The sequence below is a fragment of the Streptomyces sp. RK9 genome (assembly GCF_045070545.1).
GTDB classification, from domain to species: domain Bacteria; phylum Actinomycetota; class Actinomycetes; order Streptomycetales; family Streptomycetaceae; genus Streptomyces; species Streptomyces alboflavus.
In genome coordinates this window covers 1,373,274-1,387,932 of sequence record NZ_CP173703.1, presented here as the reverse complement: position 1 = coordinate 1,387,932, position 14,659 = coordinate 1,373,274, and the positions used below count along the sequence as shown (strand labels likewise).

The 14,659-nt window shown below is 75.2% G+C and carries 7 protein-coding genes; 6 read left to right on the top strand and 1 reads right to left on the bottom strand.

Annotated features, from left to right (window positions below; translation table 11 throughout):
- Positions 1–144 precede the first annotated feature (144 nt).
- Positions 145–1,110 carry a BTAD domain-containing putative transcriptional regulator gene (locus tag AB6L24_RS05325; RefSeq protein WP_405652642.1) on the top strand — a complete coding sequence of 322 codons (966 nt, stop codon included), beginning with the start codon at positions 145–147 and terminating at the stop codon, positions 1,108–1,110.
- A gap of 30 nt (positions 1,111–1,140) precedes the next feature.
- Here AB6L24_RS05325 and AB6L24_RS05320 read toward each other — a convergent pair whose 3' ends face one another.
- Positions 1,141–2,703, bottom strand: a complete 1,563-nt coding sequence (locus AB6L24_RS05320; protein ID WP_405652640.1) for an AMP-binding protein — start codon at positions 2,701–2,703, stop codon at positions 1,141–1,143.
- Positions 2,704–2,983: 280 nt separating this feature from the next.
- Here AB6L24_RS05320 and AB6L24_RS05315 point away from each other — a divergent pair, with 280 nt between their 5' ends.
- From AB6L24_RS05315 to AB6L24_RS05295, 5 genes are all read left to right on the top strand, one after another.
- Positions 2,984–3,997: a 4-aminobenzoate N-oxygenase gene (locus tag AB6L24_RS05315; RefSeq protein WP_405652638.1), complete on the top strand. Its 1,014-nt coding sequence runs from the start codon at positions 2,984–2,986 to the stop codon at positions 3,995–3,997.
- Between the two features lie 51 nt (positions 3,998–4,048).
- The gene (gene aroF / locus AB6L24_RS05310) at positions 4,049–5,113 is read left to right on the top strand and encodes a 3-deoxy-7-phosphoheptulonate synthase (protein WP_405652636.1); all 1,065 of its coding nucleotides are present in this window, start codon (positions 4,049–4,051) and stop codon (positions 5,111–5,113) included.
- A 52-nt stretch (positions 5,114–5,165) separates the two neighbouring features.
- The gene (locus AB6L24_RS05305) at positions 5,166–11,618 is read left to right on the top strand and encodes a type I polyketide synthase (protein ID WP_405652633.1); all 6,453 of its coding nucleotides are present in this window, start codon (positions 5,166–5,168) and stop codon (positions 11,616–11,618) included.
- 64 nt (positions 11,619–11,682) lie between these two features.
- Positions 11,683–13,773 carry an aminodeoxychorismate synthase component I gene (pabB, locus tag AB6L24_RS05300; protein WP_405652631.1) on the top strand — a complete coding sequence of 697 codons (2,091 nt, stop codon included), beginning with the start codon at positions 11,683–11,685 and terminating at the stop codon, positions 13,771–13,773.
- Positions 13,763–14,614, top strand: a complete 852-nt coding sequence (locus AB6L24_RS05295; protein ID WP_405652629.1) for an aminotransferase class IV — start codon at positions 13,763–13,765, stop codon at positions 14,612–14,614. Before pabB ends, AB6L24_RS05295 begins: the two co-directional genes overlap by 11 nt.
- Positions 14,615–14,659 lie beyond the last annotated feature (45 nt).

Sequence of the window (14,659 nt, the reverse complement as noted above, 5' to 3'; positions counted from 1 at the left end):
GATCCGAAACAACTCTGCGTAACTTTCCAATGTATCCCAGGCCCGCGCCGCGTCGGAACCGCGTCTTTGCGCCATCAGGACAGGTGGTTGGCAAAAGCGAGCAAAGGGAGTGCGTCAAAGAGTAACGCGCGGTCATAGTGGGGAATGTCTCCCTCTCTTTACTCATGCGGCACACACGAAAAGTCCAGGCGTGGCTCGGCCAACCTGGACCGGGGGTGTAGACGTCATTCTGACCAGCAGTGGGGGGAAACGGTGGCCATTGAAAATCAGTGTTGCCAGGGGGAGAGTGTGATGTCTGTGAAAACTGTTACTCATTTGACCGGTGAGTTGTCATTCAACATCCTCGGGCCGCTCGCGGTGTGGTCGCCCGCGGGCCCCCTGCCCCTCGGACCGGCGCGACAACGTGCCGTGCTGTCAACTCTGTTGCTGGCTCCGGGGCAAGTGGTGGGCGCGGAACGGCTCACCGAGGCGATCTGGCCCGCCGGACCACCTGGCAACGTGGTTGCCAGCCTGCACAGTTACGTCTCCCATCTGCGCCGTCAACTGGAACCTGACTGCCCGCCCCGGGGACGCAACCGGATCCTGCGCAGGGAGCCGCACGGCTACGTCCTCGCCGTGGCGCGGGAACGCGTCGACGCCTGCCGCTTCGAGAGCCAACTGCGCGACGGCCGCAGGCTCCTGCGCGACGGCAGGTACGCCGAGGCGAGCCGTGCGCTCGCCGCCTCCCTCGCCCTGTGGCAGGGCGCGCCCTACGCCGAACTCGGCGACTACGAACCGGCCGTGCGCGAGGCGGCCCGCCTGGAAGAGCTGCGCCTCATGACCTGGGAGGCGCTCTGGGAGGCCGAGCTGGCCTGGGGCCGGGACAACGGCACCGCGGTGGCCGAACTCGCCGCGCTCAGCGCGCGCTACCCCAACCGGGAGCGGCTGGGCTGGCTCCTGATGGTCGCGCTGTGCGAGGTGGGCCGGCAGGCCGAGGCGGTGCGGGTCTACCACCGCATCCGCCGGGCCCTCGCGCAGGAGCTCGGCGTGGACCCGGGGCGGGAGCTGCGGGTGCTGTTCACCCGGATCCTCCGCGACGAGTCCGTCGGACGGATGTGCCTGCAGCACTGACGGCGCCCGCCGGGACAGGGCCGGACGTCGTCAGTTGATGCGCCGGTCCTGACCGATCCAGTACGGCTCCCTGAGCCTGCTCTTGCGCACCTTGCCGTTGCTGGTGCGGGGCAGGGCGTCCACGAAGTCCACGGACGTGGGCGCCTTGTAGCGGGCCAGGTGCCGCTTGCAGTGGGCGATCAGCTCGGCCTCGGCGGCCGCGGCCCCCGCACCTCCCGCGCCTCCCGCGCCTCCCGCGCCTCCCGCGCCTCCCTCTGAGGGCACCACCACCGCCTTCACGGTCTCGCCCCAGCGCTCGTCCGGCACCCCGATCACGGCGGCCTCGGCGACCGCCGGATGACCGAGCAGGCAGTCCTCGACCTCCACCGACGCCACGCTCTCGCCCCCGGTGACGATGACGTCCTTCAGCCGGTCGAAGAGGACGAGATGCCCCTCGTCGTCGAACTCCCCGACGTCCCCGGTGCGGAACCACCCCTCGGACAGCGCCGCCGCGTCGGCCCCCGGGTCCTGCCAGTAGCCGTCGAGCACCATGTTGGAGCGGGCCAGGACCTCGCCCCGCTCCCCGGTGCGGAGCCGCACCCCGAGCGCCGGCGCCCCCGCCCTCGTCAGGCCCCCGCTCCCCGGCGCGCCCGGCGGACGCCGGTTGAAGGTGAGCATCGTCGTCTCCGTCAGGCCGTACACCTGGTGGAACTCCCAGCCCAGCTCGTGCTCCACCTGGCAGACGAGCCGGTCGCTGACGGGCGCCCCCGCGCACACGATGCGCACGCTGCCCCGGCCGGGGACCTCGCCCTGCCAGCTCCGCGCAGCCCGCAGCACGGCGTCCCACACGGCGGGCGCGCCGAACGCGAGGGTCACGCCGTGCTCCTGGACCCGGCGCAGGATCTGGGCACCGTCGATCCGGCGCTGCATCACCTGCTTGGCGCCGAGCCCCGCGAGCAGGAACGGCACCCCCCAGCCGTTGCAGTGGAACGTGGGCAGGGTGTGCAGATAGACGTCCCGCTCCCAGATCCGGCCGTGCACGCCGAACGTCATCGCGTTGAGCCAGATGTTGCGGTGGGTCAGGGCGACGCCCTTGGGGCGCGCGGACGTCCCCGACGTGTAGTTGAGGGTCGCGACGGCGTTCTCGTCGGGCCGCGACCACGGGCGCGGCGCCACGTCGTACCGCATGACCTGGGTCTCGGTCTGCTCGCCGAGCACGAAGCGCTTCGGCCCCTCGACCGAGCCGAGCGCGGCCTCGACGTCGGGGTCGACGAACACGACCGAGGCGTCGCACTGCCGCAGGATGTACGCGATCTCCTCGGCCGTGAGCCGGTAGTTCACCGGCACGCAGACCCGGCCGCTCGCCGGGATCGCGTAGAGCAGTTCGAGCAGCCGCGCCGAGTTGGGGCTGACCACGGCGACCCGCTCGCCCACGCCGACGCCGAGCGCGTCGAGCCCCGCCTGCCACGCCCGCACCCGCCGAAGCAACTCGCCGTACGTCGTCGTCGGCACCGGGCGGGACGGCTGGTCCGGCTCGTCGACGAGCGCGACGCGGCCGGCGGCGGCCGACTCGGCGCGATCGAGGAAGTCGGCCATGGTGAGCGGAACGAGCATGAGACGTCCTCACGGTGGCGTCACCCGGCACGCTGCCGGGGACTGGGGAGACGGACGACGAAGAAGGCGACGAAGAAGGCGTTGTACGAGGTACGAGCTCCGGGAAAGGGACGGGGCGGGGCCGTCCGGGCCCGCGTCACCGCGGCGCACGCCTCATCGTGGCATCCCCCGTCCGCATCCAGAAGTCCGTCCGGGCGGGCCCCAAGTCACGTTCAAGAAACCGCCAAGTGCGGCCGGTGACGATGCAGCCGCATCGCGGACCACGAGGCCTGGAGGGCTGATGCGCGAGGAGTCGGGCTTGGCGACCACCTGGGCGGCCAGAGGGTGGGCCGAGGAGGACGGCATCGGCAGCGCGACCCTGCGCCGGCTCGTCGCCGCCTGGCCGCGCCGGGCCGCGGTCACCACGAGCCCCGACGCCGTCGACGAGGGGGCGGGGTACGACGCCGGGCTGCCGGACTACCCGCTGCGGATGGTGCCGTTCGCCCAGCACCCCCGGTTCCTCGCGGCCGCCCCCGAGCGGCGCGAGCGGGTCCTCACGGGCCTGTGGATCGGCTACAACGAACGGGTCATCGCCACCGAACACCTCATAGCGGAGCCCGCGTTCGACCTCGTCATGCGCGGCGTCTTCCCCGGCAGCGACCACCCCCTGATGCGCCAGGGGGTGCAGCAGGCCGTCGTCGACGAGAGCTTCCACACGTACATGCACATGCTCGCCATCTCCCGCACCCGGGAGCTGCGCGGCGTGCGCAGCAGGCCCGAGCAGCCCGAACTCGTCACCCACCGGCGGCTGCGCGCCGTGCTCGCGGCGATGCCGGAGCAGTGGGAGCGCGACGTCGCCGTCCTGGTGTGGGGCGCGGTCGCCGAGACCTGCATCAACTCCCTGCTGGCGCTGCTCGCCAGGGACGACTCGATCCAGCCCATGCACTCCCTGATCACCACGCTGCACCTGCGGGACGAGACGGCCCACGGCTCGATCGTCATCGAGGTCGTCCGGGAGCTGTACGCCCGGATGAACGCCGGACAGCGCGCCGTCCTGGTGCGCTGTCTGCCGCTCGCCCTGGAGGCGTTCGCCGAGCAGGACCTCTCCACGCTCCGGCTCGAACTGGTCACCGCGGGCATCGAGGGCGCCGACGAGATCGTGGCCGACCTGCGCGCGACGCCGTCGGGGCGGCGGCTCGTCCGCGACTTCTCCGGCGCCCAGCGCATGGCCGAGCAGCTGGGGATCGCCGACGCGGTCGACTTCGACTTCCCCGAACGGCCCGAGTGGTCGCCCGGCGTGGGGCGGCAGCGATGAGCACCCCGGACTCCGCCCCGCACCGCCGCCACGGCGCAGAAAGGTGACCCGATGATCGTTGCCCGCCTCCATCCCGACGTGCAGCTCGACGAGCGGAGCCGACTGACCTCCGCGTGGCGCCACCGCGGCCACCGGTCGTTCCACTGCCGGGCCGGACGCCACACCCTGGTCACCTTCCCCGACCTCGCCGCGGCCTCGCCGGAGGGCCGGGAGTTCGTGGACCTGCTGCACGCCACGAGCGCCGTCGCGTCGGTCGTCGACAGCACCGACGCGCCGCCGCTCGGCAGCCTCGCCGCCACGGGCGAGCCGAGCGCCGTGCGGGTGTCGGACGACTGCACCGTGGGCGGCGGGCGCTTCACCTGGATCGCCGGGCCGTGCGCCGTGGAGAGCGAGGCCCAGCTCCTCGGCGTGGCACGGGCGGTGCGGGAGCGCGGCGCGCACCTGCTGCGGGGCGGCGCGTTCAAGCCCCGCACCTCGCCGTACGCCTTCCAGGGCATCGGCAAGGACGGCCTCGACCTGCTCCGTGAGGCGTCCGCCGAGACCGGGCTCGGCGTCGTCACGGAGGTCGTCGACGCCGCGCACGTCGAGGCCGTCGCCGAGGTCGCGCACGTCCTGCAGATCGGCGCCCGCAACGCCCAGAACTTCGCGCTGCTCCACGAAGTGGCGCTCACCGGCCGTCCCGTGCTCCTGAAGCGCGGCTTCGGCTGCACGGTCCCGGAGTGGCTGAACGGCGCCGAGTACCTGCTCGCGGCGGGCAACGGCAAGGTCCTGCTGTGCGAGCGCGGCGTCCGCGCCCACGGCGACTCCACCCGGTTCACCCTGGACATCAGCGCCGTGCCGCTGGCGAAGCGGCTCAGCCACCTCCCCGTGATCGTCGACCCCAGCCACGCCTGCGGCCGCAGCGACCTGGTGGCCCCGCTGGCCGCGGCCGCCGCTGCCGCCGGGGCCGACGGCGTCATGGTCGACGTCGACGGCGCGGGCCACACCGCGCTGTGCGACGGCGAACAGGCCATCACGCCGGACGCGTTCGGGGCGCTGGTCGAGCGGACCGGCCGGATGCTGCACAGCCTCGACCCGGCGGGGCCGGACGCGGCGCGGGCGCTGGCGGGGCGATGAGCCCTGCGCCGTCCGGGAGCGGCCCGCACCGTTCGGACGCCCCGGCGGCGGGGTGCCGACCACCGACGACGCCGAGCACGCCGCGCGCTTCGGTCGCGCCGACCACGTCGACGGCGCCGACCACGTCGACGGCGCCGACCACGTCGACGGCGTCGGTCACGCCGACAGCGCCGATCCTGCCGGTCACACCGATCGTGCCCGCAGTGCCGGTCACACCGACGACAACGCCGCCCGGCACGACGGGGGAGGGGCCGTCCCGCAGCGCCGTCGCACCCGTTCCCGGCCGCCGTACCCCGCCAGGAAGGAAGCAATGATGGAGTGGACCGAGGGACGCGACCGGCCGCTGCGAGAGCGCGTGGCCGCCGCGCGCGACGCGGAACGGCGCCGGATCCTCATCGACCTGATCCGCGCGCACGCCTCCGCCGCCCTCGACCGCGCCGACCAGGTGCCGCTCGACCCCGGCCGGGCCTTCGGCGCCCAGGGCATCCGGGGGCGCGCCGCGGCCCGGCTCCGGGAGCGCCTCAGCGAGGCCATGGGCGGCGGCCTCTCGGCGACCGCCCTCTTCGACCACCCGACGCCCGGGGCCCTCGCCGACCACTTGTGCGCCCTGCTGCTCGGCGAGGGCGCCGCGCCCGGGCCCGCGGCGGGGACCGGCACGCGCGCCGCGCGGAACGGCGGCGCGGCCCGTGGACCCCAGGACGAGCCGATCGCGATCGTCGGCATGGGCTGCCGGCTGCCCGGCGGCGTGGCGTCGCCGGACGACCTGTGGCACCTGGTGCGCTCGGAGACCGACGCGATCTCCGAGTTCCCGACGGACCGCGGCTGGACCGTCGCGTACGACCCGGACCCCGACCACATCGGCACCACGTGCACCCGGCACGCCGGATTCCTCTACGACGCGCCCGACTTCGACGCCGGGTTCTTCGCGATCAGCCCCGGCGAGGCCGTCACCATCGACCCCCAGCACCGGCTGCTCCTGGAGACGTCCTGGGAGGCCGTCGAGCGGGCCAGGATCGACCCGTCCACACTGCGCGGGACCAGGACCGGCGTGTTCGTCGGCATCATGTACAGCGAGTACGGCGCCCGCATCCGGCACGTGCCGCCGAGCGCCGAGGGCTACCGCGTCGTGGGCAGCATGCCCAGCGTGGCCTCCGGGCGCCTCGCCTACACCCTCGGCCTCGAAGGCCCCGCGGTCACCGTCGACACCGCCTGCTCCTCCTCGCTCGTGGCCGTGCACCTCGCCGCCCAGTCGCTGCGCGAGGGCGAGTGCACGCTCGCCGTGGCCGGCGGCGTCACCGTGATGGCCACGCCCTGGGGCTACGTCGAGTTCAGCAGGCAGCGCGGGCTCGCCCCGGACGGGCGCTGCCGGTCGTTCTCCGCCGACGCCGCAGGGAGCAGCTGGTCCGAGGGCGTCGGCGTGCTGCTCCTTGAACGGCTCAGCGACGCCGAGCGCAACGGCCATCGCGTCCTCGCCGTGGTGCGGGGCTCCGCGGTCAACCAGGACGGCGCGTCCAACGGCCTGACCGCCCCCAACGGCCCGGCCCAGCAGCGGGTGATCCGGCAGGCCCTGGCGCACGCGGGCCTCACCCCGGCGGACGTGGACTGCGTGGACGCGCACGGCGCCGGCACCCAGCTGGGGGACCCGATCGAGGCGCAGGCACTGCTCGCCACGTACGGCAGGGACCGTCCTGACGACCGGCCGCTGTGGCTGGGCTCGCTGAAGTCCAACGTCGGCCACACCCAGGCCGCGGCCGGGGTGTCGGGCGTCATCAAGATGGTGATGGCGATGCGCCACGCCGAACTGCCGCGCAGCCTGCACATCGCCGAGCCGACGCCACACGTGGACTGGTCCTCGGGCGGGGTCAGGCTCCTGACCGAGACCACCCCCTGGCCCAAGGTCGACCGGCCGCGCCGCACGGCGGTCTCCTCGTTCGGGGTCGGTGGTACGAACGCGCACATCATCCTGGAGCAGGCGCCGCCCGACGACGAGGGGGGACCGAGGGGTGTCGCGGGCGCGCCGGGCCTGGCGGACGCACGTGTCACTGGCCACGCGGAGCAGGTGGGTCACGGGGAGCAGGTAGGCCACGCGGAGCACGCCGGACTCCTGCGCCACACCGGCCACACCGGCCACGCACAACCCGTGGCGCACTCCGGCCCCGTCGGCCCGGCGGACCCCGCCGAAGACCTCACCGACGCGAGCCGCCGACCCCTGCCCTGGCTCGTCTCCGGCGTCGGTGCGGCGGGCCTGCGCGCCCAGGCGCGGCGCGTGGCGGAGTTCCTGGCGTCGGGCCCGGACGCGCCGGACGCGGACCTGGCGTACTCGCTGGCGCGGTCCCGGGCGGCCCTCGCGGACCGGGCCGTCGTCGTGGCCGCGGACCGGAACGGGGCCCTCGCGGGACTCGCCGCGCTCGCGGACGGCGACCACGGACCGCACACGGCCGTCGGGACGGCCACGGCACGGGACCGCGTCGCGTTCGTGTTCCCCGGGCAGGGCTCCCAGTGGCCGGGCATGGCGGCCGAACTGATGCGCACGTCGCCGGTGTTCAGGGAGTCGATCGAGGCCTGCGCGGCGAGCCTCGCCCCGCACGTCGACTGGTCGCTGACGAAGGTGCTGCGGGGCGAGTCCGGCGCGCCGACCCTGGACCGGGTCGACGTCGTGCAGCCCGCGCTGTTCGCGGTGATGGTCTCCCTGGCCGCGCTCTGGCGGTCCTGCGGCGTGGAACCGGCCGCGGTCGTCGGGCACTCGCAGGGCGAGATCGCGGCGGCCCACGTCGCGGGCGCCCTCTCCCTGGACGACGCGGCCCGCGTCGTCGCCGTACGCAGCCGGGCCCTGCGGGTCCTCGCCGGGCACGGCGGCATGGTCTCGGTCGTCGCCCCCGTCGACCACGTGCGCCGGAGCATCGCGCCGTGGGGCGGCGCCGTGTCCGTGGCGGCGGTCAACGGGCCGCAGTCCGTGGTGATCTCCGGCGAACCGGCGGCCCTGGAGGAGGCGTTGGCGGCGTTCGACGCGGGCGGGGTGCGCGCCCGGCGGATCGACGTGGACTACGCGTCGCACTCGGCGCAGATCGACGAGATCCGCGACACCCTCCTGGCGGCGCTCTCCGGCGTCCGGCCGGGCCCGGCGACCGTGCCGTTCTACTCGACGGTGTCCGGCGAGCCGGTCGACACGACGGCCCTTGACGCCGCGTACTGGGTGCGCAACCTCCGCGAGACCGTCCAGTTCCACCGCACGGTGGAGCGGCTGCTCGACGACGGCCACACCACGTACGTCGAGCTGAGCCCGCACCCCGTGCTCACCGTCGCCGTCGCGGAGACCGCCGAGGCGGTGGGCCCCGAGCGCGCCGGTGACGTCCGGGTCGTCGAGTCGCTGCGGCGCAACGAGGGCGACCTGGCGCGGCTGCTCACCGCGGTCGGCGAGGCCCACGTCCACGGTGTGGCCGTCGACTGGCGGGAGGCCTTCGGGGATGCCGCGCCCCGCCTCACGGACGTGCCGACGTACGCCTTCCAGCGGTCCCGCTACTGGCTCGAGGACGCGGCCGCGCCGGAGGCCGACGTGTCGACAGCCGGTCTCGACGGCGTCGACCACCCGCTGCTCGGCGCCAGCGTCCCGCTGGCGGACGGCACCGGGGGCATGCTCTGCACCGGGACGCTGTCCGCGCGGACCCACCCGTGGCTCGCCGACCACGCCGTGGCCGACGTGCTCGTCGTACCGGGCACGGCCCTGGTGGAAGCGGCGCTGCAGGCCGGTGCGCAGGCGGGCTGCGACGTCCTCGAAGAGCTGGTCCTCCAGGCCCCGTTGATCCTGCCGGAGGAGGGCACGGTCCGCCTCCAGCTCGCCGTCGGCGGACCGGACGACTCCGGGCGGCGCGCCCTCACCCTGCACTCCAGGACGGGCGACGCCCCCGCCGACGCCCCCTGGACCCGGCACGCCGAGGGCACCCTGACACCCGGCGGCCAGCACCCGCCGCAGCCGCCGCGGCCGTGGCCGCCGACCGGTGCGCGGGAGATCGAACTCGACGACTGCTACCGGGAGTTGGCCAAGTCCGGGCTGCACTACGGCGGCGCGTTCCAGGGGCTGGTGCGCTGCTGGCGCGCCGACGAGGGCGACGGCGACGGGACGGGGTCTGAGGCTGGAGCGGGTCCTGAGACGGGGACGGGTTCTGAGGCGGGGACGGGCGGCGCTGCCGGTGCCGGTCCCGAGCGGACCCCCACGGATGCGGACGCCGCCGCGGCCTGTGAGCTGTACGCCGAAGTCGAACTCCCCGCCTGCGCGGGCGGCGCCGACCGCTACGCCCTGCACCCCGCCCTCTTCGACGCCGCCCTGCACGCCGCGGCCCTCGTGGCGGCGCCCGGCTCGGCCCCCGGCGAGACCGTGACCCGGCTGCCGTTCTCCTGGAGCGGTGTGACCGTGCACGCCACCGGCGCCACCCGGCTGCGCGCCCACCTCCGCCTCACCGGGACCGGCGCCCTGTCCGTCACCGCCACGGACCCCGCCGGGCACCCGGTCGTGACGGTCGAAAGCCTCGGCATGCGTCCGGTGGCCGCCGACTCCCTGCGCCGGGCCGCGGCCACCGCCGACGCCTCGCTGCTGCGCCTGGAGTGGCGGCCCGAGCCGCCGTCCGCGCCGCGCGACCCGGAACGGGCGCGCTGGGCGTGGATCGGGCCCGGGGCCACCGAGGCCGAGGACGCCCTCACGGCCCGGGGCGTGCGCTGCGCCCACCACGCCGACCCGGCGGCGCTGCGGGCCCACCTGGACACCGGCGGCGACGCCCCCGAGGTCCTCGTACTCGCGGAACTTCCTGAGCACTCGGCGGCCGGGGACCTGGCGGCGGCGGGCAGGGACCGCACGGCAGCCCCGGCCCCCGACAAGGCCGCCCCGGCCCCCGACACGGCCACCGCCGCTCACCACGCCGTCCACCGCGTCCTCGCCGCCCTCCAGGACTGGCTCGTCGACGAACGCCTGGCGGACACCCGCCTCGTCGTCCTCACCCGGGGCGCGGTCGCCACGGTCGCCGGCACGGCACCCGACCCCGCCCTCGCCGCGGTCTGGGGCCTCGTCGCCTCGGCGCAGTCGGAGCACCCGGGCCGCGTCCGCCTGGTCGATCTCGACGGGCTCGACGGGCTCGACGCCTCGCGGGCCGCGCTCGTCGACGCGGTGGCGGGCGCGGCGGACCAAGTCGCGGTGCGGGACGGGGCGTTGCTCGTGCCGCGGCTCGCGCGGCTGACGGCGGCGCCCGGCGGCGCCGGCTGGCGCACGGACGGGACGGTCCTGGTGACCGGCGGCCTCGGCACGCTGGGCCGCCTCGTGACGCGGCATCTGGTGGTGACGCACGGGGTGCGGCGCCTCGTCGTGGTGTCGCGGTCCGGCGCATCGGACGCGGGCGCCGCCGCGTTCGTACGGGAACTGCGTACCGAAGGCGCGGACGTCCAGGTCGTGACGGGTGACGTCGGGGACCGGGCCGTCCTTGCGGGGGCGCTGGCGTCGATCCCGTCCGAGCACCCCCTGACGGCCGTCGTGCACCTGGCCGGAGTACTGGACGACGGCCTTCTCGCGGACCAGACGCCGGAACGCGTCGACCGGGTCCTTCGGCCCAAGGCGGACGGGGCCTGGCATCTGCACGAGCTGACGGCGGGCACGGACGTGGCGTTCGTCGTGTTCTCGTCCGTGTCGAGCGTCCTCGGACCCGCGGGGCAGGCCGGGTACGCGGCGGCCAACGCGTTCGTGGACGCGCTCATGGCGGCCCGCGGGGACGCCGGGCTCACGGGCGTCTCGCTCGGCTGGGGGCTGTGGGAGTCCCGGTCGGACCTGACGGCGGGCCTCGACGAGGGCGACCTGCGGCGGATGGCCAGGTCGGGCGTCAAACCGCTCGCCGACGACCAGGGGCTCGCCCTGCTCGACCTCGCCCGCGCCACCGGCGAACCCGTCGTCTTCCCCCTGCGCCTGGACACGACGGGCCTGCGCGGCGGCCCCGGCGGTGACGTACCGCCCCTGCTGCGCGGACTCGCCGCCGCGCCCGTCCGCCGCGCCACCGTCGCCGCCGCCGACACCGGGGCCGAGCCGGACGGCGACGCCCTGGCGACCCGCCTCGCCCAGCTCCCCGAGGGCGAACAGGACGCCCTGCTCCTCGACCTGGTGCGCACCCACGTCGCGGCCGTCCTCGGCTACGACGACCCGCGAGCCGTCGGCGAACGGCGCCCGTTCGCCGACATCGGGTTCGACTCGCTGCGCGCCCTGCACCTGCGCAACCGCCTCGGCGGCGCCACCGCCCTGCGGCTCTCGCCCACCCTCGTCTTCGACTACCCGACGCCGCACGCCCTCAGCCAGCACCTGCGCACCCTGCTCCTCCCGGACGCGCCGCCGGCGGACTCGCCGAACGGCCCGGACGCCGCCCCCGATGCCACGGGCACACCCGTCCCGCACCAGGACGACGCCGTGCCGGACCGGCTCCGCTCGGCCTCCCGGGAGGAGGTCTTCGACTACATCGACAACCTGCTCGGCGAGTAGGCCGTCTCCGGCGCGCCGAACCGGAACGATCCGGTCCCGCTCGAACCTGACAAGGAACCACGCGATGCGTGCGCTGCTGATCGACAACTACGACTCCTACACCTACAACCTGTTCCAGCTCCTCGCCCGCGTGTACGGCAAGGAGCCGACCGTCCTGGTCAACGACGACCCGTCCTGGGCGCACCAGGACCCGGCGGCGTTCGACTGCGTGGTGATCTCACCGGGACCCGGCCGGCCCCAGCGCGCCACCGACCTCGGCTTCTGCCAGGGCCTCCTGGACCGCTGGCGGGACGTGCCGGTCCTCGGGGTGTGCCTGGGCCACCAGGCCATCGCCCACCACTACGGCGGGCAGGTGGTCCCCGGCGTGCCGCGGCACGGCCATCTGACCCGGGTCAGGCACGGCGGCGAGGACCTGTTCGACGGCCTGCCGCAGCACTTCACGGCGGTGCGCTACCACTCGCTGCGCGTCACCGAACCCCTGCCGCGGGCCCTGCGCGCCACCGCCTGGGCCGAGGACGGGACCGTCATGGCGCTCCGCCACGACGAACTGCCCCGCTGGGGCCTGCAGTTCCACCCGGAGTCCGTGGCCAGCGAGTGGGGCGCCCAGCTCCTGCGGAACTTCGCCGAACTCATAGGCGGCCACTACGCCGCCCCGCCCCCCGCGTACGCCCCCTGGGCCCGCCCGCCCGAGACCGCCGGGGCGGCACGCCTCGACCTGACCGTCGAGGCCGTCGACCGGGCCGTGGACACCGCCGCGCTGTTCGGCACCCTGTTCTCCGGGAGCGAGCACGCCTTCTGGCTCGACAGCAGCGCCCCCGGCGTCGGCGGGGCCCGCTTCTCCTTCCTCGGCGACGACTCCGGCCCCCTCGCCGAGACCCTGACGTACCGGACCGGCGAGAACGCCGTCACGGTCCGCGACGCCACCGGCGAACACACCGAGGACGGCACCATCTTCGACGTCCTCCAGGACCGCCTGCGCGCCCGCCCGGTCGGCGCGGCGGACCTCCCCTTCGACCTCAACGGCGGCTACGTCGGCTACTTCGGGTACGAGCTGAAGGCCGAGTGCGGCAGCCCCAACGTCCACCGCGCCGAGACGCCGGACGCCGTGTGGATGTTCGCCGACCGGCTGATCGCGGTGGACCACCAGGAGGACCGCACCTACGTCCTCGCCCTCAGCGGCCCCGGCGCCGACGAGAGCGCGCCCGCCCGCTCCTGGGTGACCCGGACGGCCCGGCTCGCCCGCGACCTGCCGGACGCCGCCCCCGCCGCCCCCGACCCGGCCGCCGCGGCACCGGCGGGCGCGGCCCTCCTCGCCCGCGCCCGCGCCGACTACGTCGACGACATCGAGGACTGCCTCAGGGAACTGCGCAGCGGCGAGAGCTACGAGATCTGCCTGACCAACCGGATGCGGCTGCCCGCCCTGCCCGACCCGCTCGACTACCACCTGCTGCTGAGGCGCCTCAACCCCGCGCCCTACAGCGCCTATCTGCGCCTCGGCGCGCTCGGCGTCGTCTGCTCGTCCCCCGAGCGGTTCCTGCGCGTCGACCGCGACGGGACCGTCGAGAGCAAGCCCATCAAGGGCACGGCGCCCCGCGGCGCGGACCCCGTGAGCGACGAGCGGCTGCGCCGGTCCCTGACCGCGTCGGCCAAGACCCGCGCCGAGAACCTCATGATCGTCGACCTGCTCCGCAACGACCTGGGCCGGGTCTGCGAGGTGGGCTCCGTCGACGTGCCCGCGTACATGGTCACCGAGTCGTACGCGACCGTGCACCAGCTCGTCACCACGGTCCGCGGCCGGCTGCGGCGCGACGTGGACCCGGTCGCGTGCGTCCGCGCGTGCTTTCCCGGCGGCTCCATGACGGGCGCGCCGAAGCTGCGCACGATGGCCATCATCGACCGCCTGGAGCAGGAGGCCCGGGGCATCTACTCGGGCACCATCGGCTACTTCGGTCTCTGCGGCGGCGCGGACCTCAACATCGTGATCCGCACCGCCGTGACCTCCGGCACCGGCACGGTCATCGGCGCGGGCGGCGCGATCGTCCTCGACTCCGACCCCGCCGACGAGTTCGACGAAGTGCTGCTCAAGGGGCGGGCGTTGGTGCGGGCGCACGCGCTGCTGACGGGGGCGGAGGAGGGGGAGCGGCGTGAGGGGTGAACGGGCGGCGTCGGGTGCGGGTGTGGCGGGCGTGACGACGGCTCAGGCCGTGGTCGCACGGCTCGACGGCACCCCCGCCACCGCCGGCGACCTCTCGGCCCTCGCCCTCTACAACTACGGCCACTTCACCACCCTCCGCGTCGAGCGCGGCTGCGTCCGCGGGCTCGCCCTGCATCTGCGGCGCCTCGCCGACGACTGCCGGACGCTGTTCGCCGCGGACCTCGACACCGGCGCGGTGCGGGCGGCGCTGCGGTGCGTCGCCGACCGGAGCGAGGGGCCCGTGACGGTGCGGGTGACCGTGTGCGCGCCCGAGATGAGCCTGGACTGCCCCGACACCCTCACCCCGGTCGCGCTCATCAGTACGCGTCCCGCGCCACCGGACGTACCGCCCCCGCTGCGCCTCGCCACCGCCGCCCACGTCCGTGACCTGCCCGAGGTGAAGCACACCGCCCTGTTCGGCACGCTGCGGCTGCGCCGGGACGCCCGGCGGCGGGGCTTCGACGACGCCCTGCTGCTCGACCACGACGACCGCGTCCAGGAGGGCACCACCTTCAACGTCTGCGGCTGGGACGGGACCCGGCTCCTGTGGCCCCGCGCGCACTGCCTGCCCGGCGTCACCGCGCGCCTCCTGCGCGACGCGGCCACCGCCGGGGGCGTACCGTCCCGTGACGCACCCGTCACCCGGAGCGAACTCCTCGCCCTGCGCGGCGTGTTCGCGACCAACGCGGCCTTCGGCGTGCGACCGGTCACCGCCGTCGACGGCACGGCCGTCCCCGTGGACGGCGAACTCCTCGCGACCCTGCGGTCCCTGTACGCCGGCGTGCCCGCCGAACCCCTGTGACCCACGCGCCCCGGGAGCGCCCCGGGCCCCCGCGGCCGGGCGCGA

Coding starts and splice junctions, on each gene's coding strand:
- AB6L24_RS05320 (WP_405652640.1), bottom strand. CDS start 2,703: ATGCTCGTTCCGCTCACCATGGCCGACTTCCTCGATCGCGCCGAGTCG.
- pabB (WP_405652631.1), top strand. CDS start 11,683: ATGCGTGCGCTGCTGATCGACAACTACGACTCCTACACCTACAACCTG.
- AB6L24_RS05315 (WP_405652638.1), top strand. CDS start 2,984: ATGCGCGAGGAGTCGGGCTTGGCGACCACCTGGGCGGCCAGAGGGTGG.
- AB6L24_RS05325 (WP_405652642.1), top strand. CDS start 145: ATGTCTCCCTCTCTTTACTCATGCGGCACACACGAAAAGTCCAGGCGT.
- aroF (WP_405652636.1), top strand. CDS start 4,049: ATGATCGTTGCCCGCCTCCATCCCGACGTGCAGCTCGACGAGCGGAGC.